The following is a 20,260-nucleotide window of genomic DNA, read 5'->3' on the forward strand; positions in this document are numbered from 1 at the left end:
TTTTTTGGTGTGCCCGAGTGTAGCGAAATCGCTACAGCTGAAAATCATATCGTCATAACCAAAATCGTTAAGTAGCTGATTTATAACGACTTAATAACATTGGCCGCAATATTGCTAAGCAACTCCCCATTATTCCAATCCCGTCCACCAGACGAATCTGGCCCTGAGGAGTTTCCATGAGCGAGTTGCGTTTCACTGAAGATCACGAATGGCTGCGCGCCGAAGCCGATGGCAGCGTCACCGTGGGTATCACCGCTTTCGCGCAGAATGCGCTGGGTGATGTGGTTTTCGTGCAACTGCCGGAGTTGCAGGCTTACGACAAGGGCGCCGAAGCCTCCACCGTGGAATCGGTCAAGGCAGCCAGCGGCGTGTACATGCCGCTGACCGGTGAAGTGCTCGAAGTGAACGAAGCACTCAGCGACAGCCCGGAACTGGTCAACGAAGACCCGATGGGCGAAGGTTGGTTCTTCCGCTTTAAACCGGCCGACGCCGAGGCGGTAGCTAAACTGCTGGATCAGGATGCGTACGACCGCCTGATCAAAGCCAACGCTGAAGCCTGAGGAGCGCGCCATGACCGTTAATCTGACCACCGCCAATGAATTCATCGCCCGCCACATCGGCCCTCGCCAGGAAGATGAGCAGCACATGCTCGCAAGCCTGGGTTTTGATTCCCTCGAAGCCCTCAGCGCCAGCGTGATCCCGGAAAGCATCAAGGGCACCAGCGTGCTCGGCCTGGAAGACGGCCTGAGCGAAGCCCAGGCCCTGGCCAAGATCAAGGCCATCGCCGGCAAGAACCAACTGTTCAAGACCTACATCGGCCAGGGCTATTACAACTGCCACACGCCGTCGCCGATCCTGCGCAACCTGCTGGAAAACCCGGCCTGGTACACCGCCTACACCCCGTATCAACCTGAAATTTCCCAAGGCCGCCTGGAAGCGCTGTTGAACTTCCAGACCCTGATCAGCGACCTCACCGGCCTGCCGATCGCCAACGCCTCCTTGCTCGACGAAGCCACCGCCGCCGCAGAAGCCATGACCTTCTGCAAGCGCCTGAGCAAGAACAAGGGCAGCAATGCCTTCTTCGCCTCGGTCCACAGCCACCCGCAAACCCTTGACGTGCTGCGCACCCGTGCCGAGCCGCTGGGCATCGACGTGGTAGTGGGCGATGAGCGTGAACTGACTGACGTCAGCGCGTTCTTCGGCGCTCTGCTGCAGTACCCGGCGAGCAACGGTGACTTGTTCGACTACCGCGAACTGACCGAGCGCTTCCACGCCGCCAACGCACTGGTGGCCGTGGCCGCCGACCTGCTGGCCCTGACCCTGCTGACCCCGCCGGGTGAGTTCGGCGCCGACGTGGCCATCGGCAGCGCGCAACGCTTCGGCGTGCCGCTGGGCTTTGGTGGCCCGCACGCGGCGTACTTCTCCACCAAGGATGCGTTCAAGCGCGACATGCCCGGCCGTCTGGTCGGTGTGTCGGTCGACCGTTTCGGCAAGCCGGCCCTGCGCCTGGCCATGCAGACCCGCGAGCAACATATCCGTCGCGAGAAAGCCACCAGCAACATCTGCACCGCGCAAGTGCTACTGGCTAACATCGCCAGCATGTACGCCGTGTACCACGGCCCTAAAGGCCTGACCCAGATCGCCCAGCGCATTCACCAACTGACCGCGATCCTGGCCAAAGGCTTGACCGCCCTGGGCCTTAAGGTTGAGCAGGCAAACTTCTTCGACACGATCACCCTCAACACGGGCGCCAACACCGACGCCCTGCACGACAAGGCCCGCGCCCAGCGCATCAACCTGCGTGTGGTCGATGCTGAACGCGTTGGCCTGTCGGTCGACGAAACCACCACCCAGGCTGACATCGAAGCCCTGTGGTCGATCTTCGCCGACGGCAAGGCACTGCCCGCCTTTGCTGCGACTGAAAGCACCTTGCCCGCCGCGCTGCTGCGCCAGTCGCCGATCCTCAGCCACCCGGTGTTCAACCGTTACCACTCCGAAACCGAGCTGATGCGCTACCTGCGCAAGCTGGCCGACAAGGACCTGGCGCTGGACCGCACCATGATCCCGCTGGGTTCGTGCACCATGAAACTCAACGCCGCCAGCGAAATGATCCCGGTGACCTGGGCCGAATTCGGTGCCCTGCACCCCTTCGCCCCGGCCGCACAAAGCGCCGGCTACCTGGAGCTGACTTCCGACCTGGAAGCCATGCTCTGCGCGGCCACCGGCTACGACGCGATCTCCCTGCAGCCGAACGCCGGTTCCCAAGGTGAATACGCCGGCCTCTTGGCCATTCGTGCTTACCACCAGAGCCGTGGCGAAGAACGCCGCGACATCTGCCTGATCCCGTCTTCAGCCCACGGCACCAACCCTGCTACCGCCAACATGGCCGGTATGCGCGTGGTGGTGACCGCCTGCGACGCACGCGGCAACGTCGACATCGAAGACCTGCGCGCCAAAGCCATCGAGCACCGCGAGCACCTCGCTGCGCTGATGATTACCTACCCGTCCACCCACGGCGTGTTTGAAGAAGGCATCCGCGAAATCTGCGGCATCATTCATGACAACGGCGGCCAGGTGTACATCGACGGCGCCAACATGAACGCGATGGTCGGCCTGTGCGCACCGGGCAAGTTCGGTGGCGACGTGTCCCACCTGAACCTGCACAAAACCTTCTGCATCCCGCACGGCGGTGGCGGCCCGGGCGTTGGCCCGATTGGGGTTAAATCCCACCTCACGCCATTCCTGCCAGGCCACGCGGCCATGGAGCGCAAGGAAGGCGCGGTGTGCGCGGCGCCATTTGGCAGCGCGAGCATTTTGCCGATCACCTGGATGTACATCAGCATGATGGGCGGCGCGGGCCTCAAGCGCGCCTCGCAGCTGGCGATCCTGAACGCCAACTACATTTCCCGTCGCCTTGAAGAGCATTACCCCGTGCTCTACACCGGCAGCAACGGCCTGGTGGCACACGAGTGCATCCTGGACCTGCGCCCCTTGAAAGACAGCAGCGGCATCAGCGTGGATGACGTGGCCAAGCGCCTGATCGACTTTGGCTTCCATGCGCCGACCATGTCGTTCCCGGTAGCGGGCACCTTGATGATCGAGCCGACCGAAAGCGAATCCAGGGAAGAACTGGACCGTTTCTGTGACGCCATGATCGCCATCCGCGAGGAAATTCGCGCAGTGGAAAACGGCACCTTGGACAAGGACGACAACCCACTGAAAAACGCCCCGCACACGGCGGCTGAAATCGTCGGTGAATGGAGCCACCCGTACAGCCGTGAACAGGCGGTGTACCCGGTGGCGTCGTTGATCGAAGGCAAATACTGGCCGCCGGTTGGCCGGGTCGACAACGTGTTTGGCGACCGTAACCTGGTGTGTGCGTGCCCGTCGATCGAGAGCTACGCGTAACCCTGACTGACGGAACAGGGTCAAGTGTGGGAGCTGGCTTGCCTGCGATTGCATCACCCGGGTCTACCTGATAGACCGAGGTGTCTGCATCGCAGGCAAGCCAGCTCCCACATGGATCTCTTCCACAGTCAGGCCGAGTACACCCAGAAAATAATAAGAAACCGGAGAACAACCATGTCCCTTAGCGTGTTCGACCTGTTCAAGATTGGCATCGGCCCCTCCAGCTCCCATACCGTCGGCCCGATGCGCGCCGCCGCTCGATTCGTCGAAGGCCTCAAGCGCGACAACCTGCTGAGCGCCACCAGCGGCATCAAGGTGGAGCTCTATGGCTCGCTGGGCGCCACCGGCAAAGGTCACGGCAGCGACAAGGCCGTGTTGCTGGGCCTGGAAGGCGAACACCCAGACACCGTGAATACTGAAACCGTCGCCGCACGCCTTGCGCAAATGCGCGGTGACGGTCGCTTGAACCTGCTCGGTGAACACAGCATTGCGTTCAACGAGAAAGAACACCTGGCGATGATTCGCAAGCCTCTCGCCTACCACCCCAATGGCATGATTTTTCGCGCCTTCGACACCGCCGGGATCCAGATCCGCAGCCGCGAGTATTACTCGGTCGGCGGTGGGTTTGTGGTGGATGAAGACGCTGCCGGCGCTGACCGGATTGTCGAAGACACCACGCCGCTGACCTTCCCTTTCAAGCACGCCAAGGACTTGCTCGGCCATTGCGCCACCTACGGACTGTCCATCAGCCAGGTGATGCTCACCAATGAAAGTGCCTGGCGCCCGGAGGCGGAAACCCGCGCCGGCTTGCTGAACATCTGGCAAGTGATGCAGGACTGCGTGGATGCCGGTTGTCGCAACGAAGGCATCTTGCCCGGCGGCTTGAAGGTCAAGCGCCGTGCAGCGGCGCTGCATCGGCAGCTGTGCAAGAACCCCGAATCGGCATTGCGCGACCCGTTGTCGGTGCTGGATTGGGTCAACCTGTATGCGCTGGCGGTCAACGAAGAAAACGCCAACGGCGGGCGCGTGGTCACCGCGCCCACCAACGGTGCGGCCGGGATCGTGCCGGCGGTGCTGCATTACTACATGCGCTTTATCCCCGGCGCGAACGAGGACGGCGTGGTGCGCTTTCTGCTCACCGCCGCCGCTATCGGGATTTTGTACAAGGAAAACGCCTCGATTTCCGGCGCCGAAGTCGGCTGCCAGGGCGAAGTCGGCGTGGCCTGTTCCATGGCCGCAGGCGCTTTGTGCGAAGTGTTGGGCGGCAGCGTGTCCCAAGTGGAAAACGCTGCCGAGATCGGCATGGAACACAACCTCGGCCTGACCTGCGACCCGATTGGCGGGCTGGTGCAGGTACCGTGCATCGAGCGCAACGCCATGGGCTCGGTCAAGGCGATCAATGCCGTGCGCATGGCCTTGCGTGGTGACGGGCAGCACTTTGTCTCACTCGACAAGGTCATCCGCACCATGCGCCAGACTGGCGCCGACATGAAAAGCAAATACAAGGAAACCGCCCGTGGCGGTTTGGCCGTCAACATTATCGAGTGCTGACGCCTACGAGCGCGTCCGCACGTTTTTCAGGAGCTGAACATGTCCACCGAAACCCTGTTGAAAACCCCATTGCACGCGCTGCACATCGAGTTGGGCGCGCGCATGGTGCCCTTCGCCGGCTACGACATGCCGGTGCAATACCCGCTGGGCGTGATGAAGGAACACCTGCACACCCGTGATCAAGCCGGGTTGTTCGACGTGTCCCACATGGGCCAGATCCGCCTGACCGGCGCCAACGCCGCCAAGGCCCTGGAAACCCTGGTGCCGGTCGACATCATCGACCTGCCAGTCGGCATGCAGCGCTACGCCATGTTCACCAACGACCAGGGCGGCATCCTTGATGACCTGATGGTGGCCAACCTGGGCAACGACGAACTGTTCCTGGTGGTCAACGCGGCTTGCAAGGACCAGGACCTGGCCCACCTGCGCAAACACATTGGCGAGCAGTGCAGCATCGAACCGCTGTTCGAAGAGCGCGCCCTGCTGGCCTTGCAAGGCCCGGAGGCAGTGAAAGTGCTGGCGCGCCTGGCGCCGGAAGTCACCAAGATGACTTTCATGCAGTTCGCCACCCTGCGCCTGCTGGGCGTGGACTGCTACGTGAGCCGCTCGGGCTACACCGGTGAAGACGGTTTCGAGATTTCCGTACCGGCGGCCAATGCCGAGAGCCTGGCGCGCAGCCTGCTCGCCGAAACCGAAGTTCAAGCCATCGGCCTGGGCGCCCGCGATTCCCTGCGCCTGGAAGCCGGCCTGTGCCTGTATGGCCATGACATGAACACCGAAACCACGCCGATCGAAGCCAGCCTGCTCTGGGCGATCTCCAAGGCCCGTCGTGCCGATGGCGCGCGTGCTGGCGGCTTCCCGGGCGCTGACCGCATCTTCACCCAGCAACAAGCCGGCGTAAGCCGCAAGCGCGTGGGCCTGCTGCCACAGGAACGGACCCCGGTGCGTGAAGGCGCAGAAATCGTCGACGAACACGGCACGGTGATCGGCAGCGTGTGCAGCGGCGGTTTTGGCCCGACACTGGGCGGCCCATTGGCCATGGGTTACCTGGACAGCGCATTTGTCGCACTGGACACCGAAGTGTCTGCGTTGGTACGTGGGAAAAAGGTGCCACTACGTGTAAGTAAAATGCCATTTGTACCGCAACGTTACTACCGTGGCTGATTGACTGTTCCTATAAGTAACGCGGTTGCGTTAACGCGCACTAATTTGTAACGCAACCGCCATAAAAGAGTGCATTGACGATAGTCATTTTAATAGGCGCAAACCTATAACAAGTGAGCAACGCTATCGAATATGTGGGATCCACTTTTAGTCAACGAAGTGTCATATGGCCGAGCAAAACCTGGGGATTCTCCGGGGCTTGTTTTTTCCATATTAGTTGACGTAGAGTTTAGCCACTGTGTTTGCATGGGTCGCTTTGAACCTGGACCTGGGCAGTAGCCATAAGTTTGCTACAACCCGTTCGACGTCTCTTACTTTCCTGCAACCCAGCCCAGTACTCTTTCATGTGAAAGGGGCTGTCATTAATTTTTAGCGTCAAAGGAAATAAGAAATGTCGAATCGTCAGAGCGGTACCGTCAAGTGGTTTAACGACGAGAAAGGGTTTGGTTTTATCACTCCAGAAAGCGGTCCGGATCTGTTCGTGCATTTCCGCGCTATTCAGGGCAATGGCTTCAAGAGCCTGAAAGAAGGCCAGAAAGTGTCTTTCATCGCCGTGCAAGGCCAGAAAGGCATGCAGGCTGACGAAGTACAAGCAGAAGGCTGATCCTTACTGCGACAAAAAGCCCCTGATGGTAACATCAGGGGCTTTTTTATGTGCGTTTGCTCGTAAAATGGCTTTTTTCTCAAGAGAGACGGCCATGCCCAAACCTTTGTTGAGCCCCCAAGGCGAATTCCCCGCCGTTGGCCTGGGCCGTCGTCTGGCAGCGATGTTCTATGACTTCCTGTTGTGCACCGCGCTGCTGATCGTCACCGCGTTTATCTACAAGCTGGTGTGGATGGCGTTTATCGGCGAAGCCAGGATGCGCACGCTCACCGAGTCCGGCGCGCTGGACGGCGACCCGCTGCTGTCGACGATCCTGTTTTTTGTGCTGTTTGGTTTCTTCGCCAAGTTCTGGACCCATTCGGGGCAGACATTGGGCATGCAGGTGTGGGGCGTGCGCGTGCAGAACGCCGACGGCTCGCGCATCAGCCTGTGGCAGGCGCTGCTGCGCTTTGTGGTGGCGATTGCATCGTGGTTGTGCGTGGGGCTGGGGTTTGTCTGGTCGGTGTTTGATAAGCGCAAGCGCAGCTGGCATGACATCTACTCGGATACGCAGCTGGTGCACATTCCAAAGCAGAAAAAGTAACCCAAGAACACTAGAGATCAAGTGTGGGAGCTGGCTTGTCTGCGATGGCGATCGTTCAGTCACAGCAGCATTGACTGATAGACCGCTATCGCAGGCAAGCCAGCTCCCACATTTTGTCTATGTGTTCAACTTCAGGTCAGGCGTTGCCAGCCAGCTTGAGGCGCGCAGCCTGGGTAAAGTCCAACATGCGTTTGAGCGGGCGCACGGCGTGCGGGATCACCGACGGCTCGACGAAGATCTCATTACTGCCCTCACGCAAACACTGCAGTGTGCGCTCCAGCGTATTCATCGCCATCCACGGGCAGTGCGCGCAACTGCGGCACGCCGCGCCGTTGCCGGCGGTCGGTGCCTCAACGAAGACTTTATCCGGGCACAACTGCTGCATCTTGTAGAAGATGCCGCGGTCGGTGGCGACGATAAAGGTCTTGTTCGGCAAGCGCTGGGCTGCGGCAATCAGTTGGCTGGTGGAACCCACCGCGTCAGCCAATTCAATCACCGCCGTCGGCGACTCCGGGTGCACCAGGATCGCAGCGTCCGGGTACAGCGCCTTCATGTCTTCAAGCTGCTTGGACTTGAACTCTTCGTGGACGATGCACGCGCCGTCCCAGAGCAACATGTCTGCGCCGGTCTGGCGCTGAATGTAAGTGCCCAGGTGCTTGTCCGGCCCCCAGATAATCGTCTCGCCGTTGTCCATCAGGCTTTCGACGATTTCCAGCGCGCAGCTGGAGGTAACAACCCAGTCGGCACGGGCTTTGACCGCCGCCGAAGTGTTGGCGTAAACCACCACCGTGCGCTCGGGGTGCTGGTCGCAGAACGCTGAAAACTCCTCCACCGGGCAGCCCAGGTCCAGGGAGCAGGTGGCTTCCAGGGTGGGCATGAGGATGCGTTTTTCGGGGGTGAGGATTTTGGCGGTCTCGCCCATGAAACGTACACCGGCCACCAACACAGTCTTGGCCGGGTGGGCAGCGCCAAAGCGGGCCATTTCCAGGGAGTCGGAGACACAGCCTCCGGTTTCTTCGGCCAGGGCCTGAATCACCGGGTCGCAATAGAAGTGGGCAACCAGCACCGCGTCCTGAGCCTTGAGCTCGGCGGCGATGGCGCTGCGCAGGCTCGCCTCTTCATCGGCGCTCAGGGCCTTGGGCTGCTTGGCGTCGAGGTGGGCTTGAACCAGTAGGCGTTCGGAAATTTGCGTCATGTTCGCAAGACCTGCAAGCGCAGTAAGCGCGAAAGTCGAGTGTACCACCGGCTCTGGAGCCCTTCGGGCGCCGCCGGACGAAGTGATTGTGTTCATCAAGCACGGTTGAAGCTGCGCAAGGCTACAGAATATCGAATCGATTCAAAAGCCAAATCTGGCATCCAGGCGCACGCCTGTCGGGCAAAAAAAACGGGAAGGCCCCGTGATGAGCCTTCCCGCTTTCATGGCGCGCAACCTCAGCGCATCAGTACAGCGGGATAGTCCTTTAGCAGCACCGAATCCTGCATGGCCGCCAGGGCGTCCTTCAAGGTTGATTGCTCCAGCGCGTCCTTGGACTTTTTAACCTCCTGGGCTGCGTGCTCCAGCAACGCCAGGTAGTCGCGTTTGGACGAGCCTTCTTTCGGCACCACCGTGTCTGACACCAACTGGGCCATCTCGTACTTCTGGGTCCGGGTGTTCTGCACCGCCGACTGCGACACAGAAGCACTCGTCAGTTGGCCATCCTTATAGGAGAAGCTCGCGGTGCTGCTGGCCTTGTCCTGCACTTGCACATACAGGTAGTTCTGCGATTCGCGGGTGCCATCCAACACCGGTGGCTCGCCACCGCTGAGGCTTTTGTGGAAGTTTGCCGACAGCACCGACTGCTGGTTCTGGGTCACGCTGCGGTCCGCGCTGCTGCGGCCATTGACCTGGGTCTTCTGCGACACGGTGTAGGAGAAGCTGTCGACTTCCGTAGGACGCATTGCGTTGAACGCACCGACGGCCTGCTTGATCGAAGCCTTGAAGTCCGCCAGCCCTGTCAGCAAACCTTTGTCGGTCGGGTTGTTGCTCAATGCATTCGTTGCGCCAGCGCCTTGGGGATAGTTGCTGTTCATGGCGCTGAACGCATCCTTGAATATCGCCATCAAATCAGCATTGGCACTACCGCGCTGTTGCACCCGGTCGAACTGGGCGAGGTAGGTTTTCATCGCATTGGCCTGCTGTTTGGAGTCACCCAGGATTGCGCGGTTTTTCAGGTCCACAGACAGGTCGACGTCGCCGGCCGGGCCACTCATACGTGTGGTGCGGCTTTGGCTGTCGGCGTGGAACGCCAGGCTCATGTCCTCGCCCCCCTGGGTTTTGACTTTGGCGTTGAGGTCCACCGACGCCAACACGCTGGTGTCGAACTGGGTCAGTTTGCTCAGGTCGAGTTTCGGCGGTACGGCGGTCAACCCATCGACCGAAGCCTGGAACGCCTTCCCCAATTGGCCGACGGCTTTGAGTTCATCCGCGGTCAAATCGCCGCCGTCGACGGTGGCCTGCACGCCCAAGCCGTCTTTCTGACTGAACAGGCTGAACGTCACCGTCTTACCGCTGGCGGTCTTGATGCTGAGGCTGATTTGGTTGTCGGCCTTGCTGTGCAACACCGCCTGGTCGGCCTTGATCCCGCCCGTATCACCGGCACGCTCTGCCGTGGTGTTGAGTACCGATTGTGAAATCCCCGCCCCGCCGCCCCCGGTGAACTGATCCACCAACGCAGCACCGAGGCCGCTGTAACGGCTGGTCGTGGAGATTGAACCGAAGCGTTGGCTGATCGCCTGGGTGACTGCGTCCTGATTATCGTTTTCCCAGGCCCACACGGTTTCGCGGCCGGGGAGCTGCCCGTTTTTGGAATAGAGATCGATAACGTCGGCCACGGGATTTCCGAGGCTGACCACGGAAGACGGCCGGGCCGGTGAGACGTCGAGGGTGTTCGCAAGCGCTGCCGGCGGTGAGGTCGTGGCGGCGCGAAGAATGAGGGGATTGGTCGCGATGATCGGCGTTAGCGTAGTCATGACAGTCCGTGTCCTAAAAGCTGATTAGCCTTCAATCTAACCAAGACACGCCGCGATTGACAGCATTGAGGTCAAAACTTACGGCAAAGGACCACGCCAAAAAACCGGCCCTTTGCCGTTATCCACAGGTCAGAAGCGGTAAGTCACCGAACCACCAAAACCATTGGCACTGTTTTCATACTTGGCGTCGTAGGTCAGCGCCAACTGAGGATTGTTGTCGCGCACCTTGATGGGCTCTTCCTTCAGGTAGGAATAAGCCACGTCAAAGGTCAGGTTATCCACAGGCGTCCAGCCGGCACCGAGGCTGAAGACGGTGCGGTCGCCCGTCGGAATACGCACCGAACGGTCGGTGTTGTTGGTTGGCGTCTGGTCCACCGAGAAGCCGGTACGCAGCACCAGCTGCTTGTTGAGCTGGTACGACAGGCCTATCGCGTGGGACCAGGTGTCGTGCCAATGCTGCTCTTCGGTGATGGAGCCCAGGCCGGCCAGCTCAGCGGTAATGTCCGACACGCCGGCGTTGTTGACCGTGATCTTCTTCAACTGGCTCCAGCGCGTGTAGGTGCTACCCACGTAGAGGGTCAAGGCGTCGGTCAGTTGGTGCGTGACCGAGAAGTCCACGGACGACGGCGTGGTGACATTCAGCTTGGCGTCATACTTCTGCGCCCCGCCGTCCAGCACATCGGAGAGCACGCCGGAGGCGTTGGTATGGCCGCTCAGGTGATAGACCACTTGCGAGTGGTAGGTGACGCCGACGCGGGTGCTGTCCAGAGCCTGCACCAGGATACCGGCGTTGAAGCCCATCGCGGTGTCGTCACCCTTGATCTTGGCCGTCTCGGTGCCCAAGCCAAACGCCGGGACTTTGGAGTCCAGCTCGCCGCTGATTTTGTTGAAGGTCGGGCCGAAACCTACCGAGACCTTGTCGTTGAACGCATAGCTGACCGTCGGCTGCACGGTGATGACCTGAATCTTGCTTTTGTTACCAAAGCCATTGCCCTGGAACCCGTGTTCATAGTCGGTCACCAGACCGAACGGCGCGTAGACCCCCAGGCCAAAGGCCCAGTGTTCATCGATCGGCGTCACCAGGTAACCCATCGGCACGGCAATGCCGGGGACCATATCGCCTTTGTTGGTGCCAGGATTGTCGACACCGCCTTGAGAGGAACTGGCGTCCTTGATGTTGGATTTGGCATCGAGGTAGGTGGCGCCGATGCTGACTTCATTGTGCTTGATGCGCGACATGCCGGCCGGGTTACCGAACACCGTACTGGCATCATCCGCCGAGGAAGAACGCCCGGCGTAGCCTGTACCCATTGAGCTGACACTTTGCTCATTGAGGGCAAAACCACCGGCGAACAGGTGTGTGGAGGCGAGCGAAATGGAGAGCGCCAAGGCGCTTTTAAGAGTTTTGTTATTCATTATTAGGACTCGAATTATTGGGCAGCGCTGGGGAAACTACCAACGTTCGAGCGAGGCGTTTATGAAGAGTTTTTCATGCTTTTGATTGTCGGACAATCTCAGGATTTTCAAAGACTTCGCCTGATTTTCCGTGTCTTTTTATGACTTTTTAACCGGATCGTGACTGCCTGGTTTCATCGTCGTAAAGCTGTCAATTTGAACGCAAATACCCCTCGATAGCCACGTTGACGACATGGGATGCGTGCATCTCTATAAACACGCCGATTAAGTCATCTTGCTGCAACAATCAAAACCCTCCCACATCGCCTGATCCACATACCCACCCCGTAAATTCAGGGACCTGATAGCCCCCATCAGTCAATTTGCACTGATTTTGTGCATTTATTTGCTGAATAACGCGGCATTCCTCACGTTTTATGTAATAAATCCTACAGACGATGTAACAATCCGTTTAATCATGACTCAAGAGCGGCAAGCCCCCCGAGCTCACGGTTTGGCTCCGGGGCATGAATCGTGTGTATTTCTACGTTAAGGATGTCGAGTGCCGAACCTGCCCTCACTCAAACGCTTGTGCCATCTCCACCCATTGGGTATCGCCCTGCTCTGCGTGTGCGCGCTGCCCGCGTCCGCCGCCGACGGCCCGCAGCCAGGCCAGGAAGCCCTGCGTTTGCAGCAACAGCAGCAGCGCGACCTGCAGCAATTACAGCTGGAGCAACGCCAGCGCCAGCTCCAGAAAGGCAGCTTCGGCACACCGACGGCCGCCCCCACTGTGCCAGCAGACAATGTCAAAGATGAACGCTGCTGGCCGCTGAGCGGCACACGCCTGGCCGGTGTCACGCTGTTCAGCAGGGCCGAGCTAAATAAACACATCGAGCCCTATGTCGCCCCGTGCATGGGCGTCACCCAGATCAACCGCCTGCTGGCCGAGATCACTCGCCTGTACGTCGAGGCCGGTTATATCGCCAGCCGCCCGTACCTGATCAGCACCCCGGCTGCCGGGCAACCGCTGGATATCCATGTCGAAGAAGGCTACCTGGAAGCCATCGAACTGGCCGACCAAAGCTTGCCCGTGTCCCTGGCCGGCGCCTTCCCCGGGCTGCTCGGCAAACCACTGAACCTGCGCGACCTGGAGCAAGGCCTGGACCAGCTCAACCGCCTGCGCTCGGTGGACCTCACCGCGGATATCGCCCCTGGCCGTGAACCTGGTGCCTCGCGCATCATCCTGCGTTCGCGCAGTAGCGCCTCACGTTGGGGGCTGGGCCTGGGAGTGGATAACCTTGGCAGCGCCGGCACCGGGCGTGATCGCAACGCCATCAGCCTGAGCCTGGACAGCCCGCTGCAGCTCAACGATTCACTCAACCTGAGCTTCAGCGACACGCTCAACCACGGCCCGCGTTACAGCCGCAGCAACAGCCTGTTTTATTCGATCCCCTACGGCTACTGGACCTACAGCCTGTTCGCCAGCCATGCCGAATACCGCTCACCGCTCAAGGTCAGCAGCACCACGCTGTACAACAGCGGCCGTACCGATCAGATCAGCCTGCGCACCGACCGCGTGTTGTGGCGCGACCAGGGCCATCAACTCAGCGCCAACCTGCAACTGGCCTACAAGGACGTCGACAGCTACTTGCAAAAGGTCCGCTTGGGCATCCAGAGCCCAACGCTGAGCGTGGCCGAGGCCGGTTTGAACCTGTTCTGGCTCAACAGCGCGGTGTGGAACCTGGACGTCAATTACGCCCAGGGCCTGACCTGGTTCGGCGCTGATCGCGACGCTGACCAAGTGCAGGAAAACCTGCCCCAGGCGCAGTTTCACAAGTACCGCGCCAACCTCACTCAATGGCGCAACGGCCAATGGCGCACGCAACCCTGGCAGTGGCAAAGCCAGCTGTCTGCGCAATACAGCCCGGACCGTTTGCCTGCCATTGAGCAACTGCTGGGCACCGACGATTCGGCTGTGCGTGGCTACCGCGAAAACAGTGCCTCGGGCGCCATCGGTGCGGTGTGGCGCAACACCTTGCGCCTGCCGCTCAACAGCGACCTGCCGGTAAAAATCACCCCGCGCCTGGGCCTGGACAACGGTTGGGTCAAGCGCGAACACGGCGCCCCGGGCCAACGCCTGAGCGGCGCGAGTGCCGGGCTCAACCTGAGCTGGAAGAACGTGCAGCTCGACGTCGATTACCAACGCAATTTGCACACGCCAACAGGCTTTGGCCAGGAGCCGGAGGTCTGGCTGACGCGCCTTAGCTTGCAGATATGAGCGTGCAGATATGAGTGTGCAGATTTAAACCAACACCCGATTAGCCTGAAACAACCGCCGTACCTGACCACCCCAGTAGCGTTGCAACGAACAACGCACGAGGCGGATCAGCCAACATAGAGCGAACTTACTTATGCCGACTGACACCCACACGTTTCACCTTTCACCCCAGGGCAAACTGCGCTGGGCCATCGCCAGCCTGTTCCTGCTGCCGCAACTGGTACTGGCCGCCGGCATCACCGTGGTCGAAGGGCCTGGCGGGATACCGCAACTGCAAAACCAGCAGGGCGTGCCCATCGTCAATATCGTCGCGCCGAATGCCGGCGGCCTGTCCCATAACCAGTTCCTGGATTACAACGTCGACCGCCAGGGCGTGGTGCTGAACAACGCCCTGCAGGCCGGCCAGTCGCAACTCGCCGGGCAACTGGCGGCGAACCCGCAGTTCCAGGGCCAGGCGGCGAGCGTGATCCTCAACGAAGTGATCAGCCGCAACGCCTCGACCTTAAACGGCGCCCAAGAGATTTTCGGTAAGGCGGCCGATTATGTGTTGGCCAACCCCAACGGTATTTCGGTGAATGGCGGGAGCTTCATCAACACCCCGAACGCCAACCTGGTGGTGGGCCGCCCCGAACTCAATGACGGCAAGCTGCAAGCCTTGGACACCCGCGACGCAAGCGGCCAACTGACGGTGCACGGCCAAGGCCTGCAAAACCGCGCGGGCTCGATCAACCTGATCGCGCCGCGCATCGACAGCGACGGGCGCTTGAGTGCCCGCGATCAACTGAACCTCACCGCAGGCCGCAACCAGGTCGACTTCGCCAGTGGGCAAGTGCGCCAGGTCGACCCCGCCAGCAAGACCCAGGACCAGCGCATCGACGCCAGCCTGTTTGGGGCGATGCAGGCCGGACGCATCAACATCATCAGCACGGCCGAAGGTGCTGGCGTGCGCGTAGGCGCGGTGCAGGTGGAAGGTCGTGACGGGGTCAACGTCAGCTCGGCCGGCGACCTCGACATCAGCGGCCAGGTCCACGCCAACAGCCTGGACGCCACCCGTGCCGGCGTGCGAAGCCAGCATGGCGATGTGGACTTGCACAGCGCCAAGGATTTGAACCTGGCCGCCACCGACGTCAGTGGGCGCAACGTCAAGCTCGACGCCGGTCGCAACCTGACCCTCAGTAGCCTGGAAAGCCGCAAACTCCAGGAAAAACGTGAACAGTGGGACAACAGCAACTTCCTGTTCACCTACGAAACCTACGACCGCACCACCACTGATAAAGACTCGCGCCAGCACGGTAACAAGGTCGTAGCGCAGCAGGATGCAACGCTGTCTTCCGGCGCCAAGGCCGAGATCAAGGCCAGCCAAGTCGAAGCGGGCAATGCCTTACGTGTCAACAGCGGCGCCGACCTGCTGGTGAACGCCGCGACTGAAACCCATGAAACCCGCGATCAGGGCAACCATCGCAAACATCTGTGGAAAGCCAACTGGGATAAATCTTCCAGCGAGCAACGCAGCGTCACCAGCAGCCTCAAGGCCGGCAAAACGCTGGAGCTGACCAGCCAGCAGAAACTGCAATTGCAAGGCGCCGAACTGAAAACACCCGGCGATATTCAATTGGCCGGCCGCCAAGTGGAGATCAGCAGCGCCAGCCGCACCCAGGTAAGCCGCGACAACGCTTACTCCGGCGACCTGACCGGCGGCAGCTTCTTTGGCAAGAGCGGCGACGGCGACAAGGGCAAAACCTTGAACACCGGCAGCAAGGTCAACGCCGACGGCAAACTGCTCGTCAAGGCCGACGACGTGCGCATCAGCGGCAGCCAGGCGCGTGGCGGCAAGCAGGCCAGCGTGATCAGCGACAAAGGCTCGCTGGTGATCGACGGCGTAAAAGACACCTCCCACGACAATAGCTACAGCAACGACAGCAAGTTCTTCGGCATTTCCAAGGATGAAAGCCGCAAGCAACTCAAGGACAGCACTGTCGTGGCCAGCAACCTGCGCTCGGACAGCAACCTCAAGCTGCAAAGCGCCAAGGACATTCAAGTCAGTGGCTCTCAGGTCTCGGCCGCCGGTAAATTACAGGCGGACGCCAAGGGCGATATCAAGATCGCTTCGGCTGACAACACCACACACGACACCACCACCACTCACACCCGTGGTTTCGATGGCTACGCCAAGGAAAACGCCGAAGGCACTCGCCAGTACCGCGCTGGCGTGAGCTTTGAGGACCAGCAGCAAACCAGCAAGACCGACACCACAAAACAACAAGCTTCCAGCCTCAGCGGCGCCAGCGTGGCGGTCACCGCCGATGGCAATGTGAGCATCAAGGGTTCCGGCGTCCAAGCCACCCAGGGCGATGCAATTTTGAGCGGCAAAAACGTCGAGTTGCTGGCGACCGATAACAGCACGCGCAACACCACCGACAAAACCACCACCGGCGGTGGCGTGTACTACACCGGCGGTCTGGACAAGGCTGGCAACGGCGCGCAGTTCAGCCATCAAAGCAGCCACGACAACAGCAGCAACACCACCGCGCAAACCAGCAACGTGGCAGCGGCTGGCAAACTGACCATCAACGCCGGCAACACCCTCACCAGCCAGGGCGCGCAGGTCAAGGCAGGCTCCGAATTGCAGGTCAACGCCGGCACCGTCGATAACCAGGCGGCGCACAACAGCCAGACCAGTACCCACAAGGAAAACGGTTGGACCGCCGATGTCGGCGTCAATGTCGAATACAAAGGCATCACCCGACCAATCGAAAAAGCCGTCGAAGGTGTGGCCCAGGCCAAATTCCATCAACCCGGTTTGCTCGATGCTTTCGAGCAGCCGAATGTCGGGCTGGACGTGGAAGTCGGTCACACCAACAAGACCCGCACCCAGCAGGACAGCACGGCGGTGGTCAGCCAGTTCAGTGGCGCCACGGTGCAGGTCGATGTCGCCGGTAAGTTGCAGGATGAAGGCACTCAGTACCGCGCCACCGATGGCGGGCTGAAGATCGATGCCGGCGAGCATATCGCCAGCGCCGCAGCCAACACCCACAGCAGCAGCGAACAAAGCGTGGACGCCAAGGCAGGCGTGCGGGTCTACACCACCACCGGTGAAGACGTGAACGTGCGCGGCAGCGGCGCAGGCGGCAGCAGCGATGTGCGCGAAGCCAGCAGCACGGCGGTGGTCGGCAGCTACGCGGGCACTCAGGGCGTGAACATCACGGCCAAGTCCGATGCGCGTTACGCGGGCAGCCAGTTCAACGGTGGCCAGGCGGGCGTCAACCTCAAGGCCGGTGGCGAGTTGGCGCTTGATCAGGCCAGCGACACGCAAAGCACATCCAGCAACAGCCTGCGCGGTAATGGTTCATTGACCGTGGGCACCGCACCGGGCACCAACGGTACCAACGTCAACCTCGGTGCTGGTGTGCAACTGGATAACAAGCAGCTGGCCACCCAAGACAGCCAGGCGCGGGTCGCGACGCTTCAAGGCAGCGGGCCGATCCAGCTCAGCAGCGGCGCCGACATGACCCTGCAAGGCACGCAGATCGCCAGCAACGGTGATATCAGCCTGAATGCCGGCGGCAAGCTGGACCTGCAAGCGGCCACCAATACGCATGTCAGCAATGGCAGCAACCTCGGCGGCGGCCTGAGCGTCGGTGCCGGAAAAACCAGTGGCGCCGACAGCAGCGCCAAGACTGGCAGCCTGAGTGCCAACTTCAATATCGGCAAGGTGGCGGAAAACGATCAGGGCGTGGTTGTCGGGCAGTTGCACAGCAAGGGCAACGTGAGCCTCTCCAGCGCCGATGATCTCCATCTGCAAGGTACGCAGATTGCCGCCAAAACGGTCACCCTCGATGCGCAAAACGGCGGCATCCTGCAAGAGTCGGCGCAATCCACCCAGGCTCACAACAGCTGGGGCGTGACCCTCGGCGCGGGTGGCAGCGGCGGTAAAACAACACGGGGCGACGCCGGTGAACACGACACACCCAAGACCCAGCTGGGCATCAATGCCCGCGCCAAGGTCGATGTGGACCACGTGCAAGGCACCACCCAGCACGACAGCCTGATCAAGGCCGATAGCGTAGCCATCAACAGTGCCGGTGATACCCATCTGGCGGGTGCGCGGATAGAGGCGGATCAGGTCAGCGGCAACGTCGGCGGGGATCTTGTGGTCGAGAGCCGCAAAGATCACGTCAGCAGCACTAAGGTCAACGTCGACGCCAAGCTTGATGTCGAAAAAAACCAACCCGGCGTGGTCAACAAGCTCGCCAAGACCACCGGCCCGCTCAAGGACAAGGTGCAAGCCAAGGCCGAGGGCGCGTTCGACAAGCATCGGGAGAAGTTGGAAAACGCCGTCGACAAAGGCACCGAGCACCTCGCTTCGGCCAAGGACAGCGTGATCAACGCCAAGGAGCGCCTGGGCGAAAAGCTCAGCCGCAGTGGCAGCTACGAGGTGAATCCTGAACCCCGTGGCGCCTTTGGCACCCGCGTGGACCAGGCCAAGACCTACCTCGCGGACAAGAAAGATGCACTGGGCACGCGCCTGTCCAGCTTCAAGGACAAAGTCTGGCCAAAAACCAGCGACAGCTACACCGTCAGCGGCAAGGACACCGCCGGCAGCAAGGTGGCCGATACCGCGCAAAACGTACTGTTCGGTGACAAGAGCGGCAACACCAGCTACACGCCGACGCTGAACCTGGACGTCAGCCACGTGGTGAAAGACAGCGTTAATCAGGCCTCGGGCATTCGCGGTGCTCAGGGCGTAAACCTTGAAGTGGCTGGCGACACACGGCTGACTGGCGCGCGGATCAGCGCCGAAAGCGGCAAGGTTGAGTTGGGCGGTTCCAAAGTGACGGCGACGACGTTGGCAGGCAGCGACTATCGCGCCGATGTCGGGCTGAACCTGTCGAAATCGCCGGTCAACCTGGCGCTGGGCGCCAAGGACGAACTGACCCAGAAACAGGACGACGCCACACGCAAGGATCAGGCTTTCAACCTTGGGCCGCTGCGGGTCGGCGGGCACAGTGACCAGCAGGAATTACAGGCGGGGATTGACCAGAAAGGCAGCTAAGTAGCATCGCCTGGGTGACAGCAGCCATGCTCGCTGCCACCCAGGCAAACATTTCTAAATGTTTCTTCATAAAGCCAAACCGTCATTAAACAGCAACATATCAGGAATTAAATCGTCACGTCTTAGACAGGTGGGCCTACCCACTTACCCCTTACCTTGAGGTGTTGTCGTGATGTTGCCGACTAAAAAAAGTCTGTCTGTATTGTTGAGCGCCCTGTGCCTGAGCGGCATGGCCCACGCCACCGACGTTACCGGTGCCGGCTCCAGCTTCGTCTACCCGGTGCTGTCCAAGTGGTCGCAGGACTACAGCAAGAACTCCAGCAACCGCATCAACTATCAGTCGATCGGCTCCGGCGGCGGCATCGCCCAGATCAAGGCAGCCACCGTTGACTTCGGCGCCTCTGACGCACCACTGTCGGCCGACGATCTCAAAGCCGGCGGCCTGGGTCAGTTTCCCAGCGTGATCGGCGGCATCGTGCCGGTGATGAACGTCGAAGGCGTGGCCGCAGGCCAGCTGAAACTCGACGGCGACACCCTGGCAAAGATCTTCCTCGGTGACATCAAGGCCTGGAACGACCCTGCCATCGCCGCGCTCAACCCTGGTGTGAAGTTGCCAAGCGCAAACATCACCGTGGTGCACCGTTCGGACGGCTCCGGCACCTCGTATAACTTCACCAACTACCTGGCCAAAGTCAGCGACAGCTGGAAAACCAGGATTGGTTTCGGCACCACCGTACCGTGGCCGGTCGGTGTGGGCGGCAAGGGCAACGAAGGCGTTTCGGCCTACGTGAAGCAGATCAAGAACTCGATCGGCTTTGTGGAATACGCCTACGCCCTGCAGAACAAAATGACCTTTGCCTCACTGAAGAACGCGTCCGGCAAGTTCGTCGAGCCTAACGCCAAGGCGTTCCAGGCCGCCGCCGACACCGCCGACTGGGCCAGTGCCAAAGACTTCAACCTGATCATGACCAACGCCCCAGGTGAAGGCGCATGGCCGATCACGGCCACCACCTGGATCATCATGTACAAGCAGCCCAAGAATGCCGAGCAAAGCCAGGCGGCGTTCAACTTCTTCAAGTGGTCGCTGGAAAAAGGCCAGGAACAGGCTGCGGCCCTGGACTACGTCGCATTGCCGGGCTCCCTGGTGTCGCGAATCGAAGATTACTGGAAGTCTGACTTCGCCCACTGATTCGCCCTACGACCGCCTTCCTCGAT

General features: G+C 60.6%; 12 protein-coding genes. 9 read left to right on the forward strand and 3 right to left on the reverse strand.

What is annotated here, in order from left to right; all coding sequences use genetic code 11:
* Window positions 1-176 precede the first annotated feature (176 nt).
* The 6 genes from gcvH (at window position 177) to GIW28_RS08320 (ending at window position 7,310) form a co-directional block, all read left to right on the forward strand.
* Entirely contained in the window at window positions 177-560 is a 384-nt protein-coding gene (gene gcvH, locus GIW28_RS08295) for a glycine cleavage system protein GcvH (protein ID WP_099549403.1), read from the forward strand.
* 10 nt (window positions 561-570) lie between these two features.
* Complete coding sequence (gcvP, locus tag GIW28_RS08300) at window positions 571-3,408, forward strand: aminomethyl-transferring glycine dehydrogenase (protein ID WP_236447135.1); 2,838 nt, start codon at window positions 571-573, stop codon at window positions 3,406-3,408.
* A gap of 174 nt (window positions 3,409-3,582) precedes the next feature.
* On the forward strand, window positions 3,583-4,959 hold the full coding sequence (locus GIW28_RS08305; protein WP_176991491.1) for an L-serine ammonia-lyase: 1,377 nt from the start codon (window positions 3,583-3,585) through the stop codon (window positions 4,957-4,959).
* 39 nt (window positions 4,960-4,998) lie between these two features.
* A complete protein-coding gene (gcvT, locus tag GIW28_RS08310; protein WP_138453676.1) occupies window positions 4,999-6,123 on the forward strand; it encodes a glycine cleavage system aminomethyltransferase GcvT in 1,125 nt (374 codons plus the stop codon).
* 391 nt (window positions 6,124-6,514) lie between these two features.
* Window positions 6,515-6,727, forward strand: coding sequence for a cold-shock protein (locus GIW28_RS08315; protein WP_017139143.1), 213 nt, complete (start codon window positions 6,515-6,517; stop codon window positions 6,725-6,727).
* A 94-nt stretch (window positions 6,728-6,821) separates the two neighbouring features.
* A complete protein-coding gene (locus tag GIW28_RS08320; RefSeq protein ID WP_099549400.1) occupies window positions 6,822-7,310 on the forward strand; it encodes an RDD family protein in 489 nt (162 codons plus the stop codon).
* 136 nt (window positions 7,311-7,446) lie between these two features.
* Here GIW28_RS08320 and nadA read toward each other — a convergent pair whose 3' ends face one another.
* The 3 genes from nadA to GIW28_RS08335 all read right to left on the reverse strand — a co-directional run bounded on the left by nadA (window position 7,447) and on the right by GIW28_RS08335 (window position 11,735).
* Complete coding sequence (gene nadA, locus GIW28_RS08325) at window positions 7,447-8,505, reverse strand: quinolinate synthase NadA (protein ID WP_017139141.1); 1,059 nt, start codon at window positions 8,503-8,505, stop codon at window positions 7,447-7,449.
* Window positions 8,506-8,741: 236 nt separating this feature from the next.
* Window positions 8,742-10,181, reverse strand: coding sequence for a lactate dehydrogenase (locus GIW28_RS08330; protein WP_169985278.1), 1,440 nt, complete (start codon window positions 10,179-10,181; stop codon window positions 8,742-8,744).
* A gap of 267 nt (window positions 10,182-10,448) precedes the next feature.
* Window positions 10,449-11,735 carry an OmpP1/FadL family transporter gene (locus GIW28_RS08335; protein WP_017139139.1) on the reverse strand — a complete coding sequence of 429 codons (1,287 nt, stop codon included), beginning with the start codon at window positions 11,733-11,735 and terminating at the stop codon, window positions 10,449-10,451.
* A 541-nt stretch (window positions 11,736-12,276) separates the two neighbouring features.
* Between GIW28_RS08335 and GIW28_RS08340 the strand changes: the two genes are divergently transcribed.
* From GIW28_RS08340 to pstS, 3 genes are all read left to right on the forward strand, one after another.
* The gene (locus GIW28_RS08340; RefSeq protein ID WP_017139138.1) at window positions 12,277-13,992 is read left to right on the forward strand and encodes a ShlB/FhaC/HecB family hemolysin secretion/activation protein; all 1,716 of its coding nucleotides are present in this window, start codon (window positions 12,277-12,279) and stop codon (window positions 13,990-13,992) included.
* Between the two features lie 133 nt (window positions 13,993-14,125).
* Window positions 14,126-19,045: a hemagglutinin repeat-containing protein gene (locus GIW28_RS08345; RefSeq protein WP_236447284.1), complete on the forward strand. Its 4,920-nt coding sequence runs from the start codon at window positions 14,126-14,128 to the stop codon at window positions 19,043-19,045.
* 172 nt (window positions 19,046-19,217) lie between these two features.
* Complete coding sequence (gene pstS / locus GIW28_RS08350; RefSeq protein WP_176991495.1) at window positions 19,218-20,234, forward strand: phosphate ABC transporter substrate-binding protein PstS; 1,017 nt, start codon at window positions 19,218-19,220, stop codon at window positions 20,232-20,234.
* The last annotated feature ends 26 nt before the right edge of the window (window positions 20,235-20,260 follow it).

Source organism: Pseudomonas sp. PA-5-4B (genome assembly GCF_021606215.1).
Classification (GTDB): domain Bacteria; phylum Pseudomonadota; class Gammaproteobacteria; order Pseudomonadales; family Pseudomonadaceae; genus Aquipseudomonas; species Aquipseudomonas edaphica.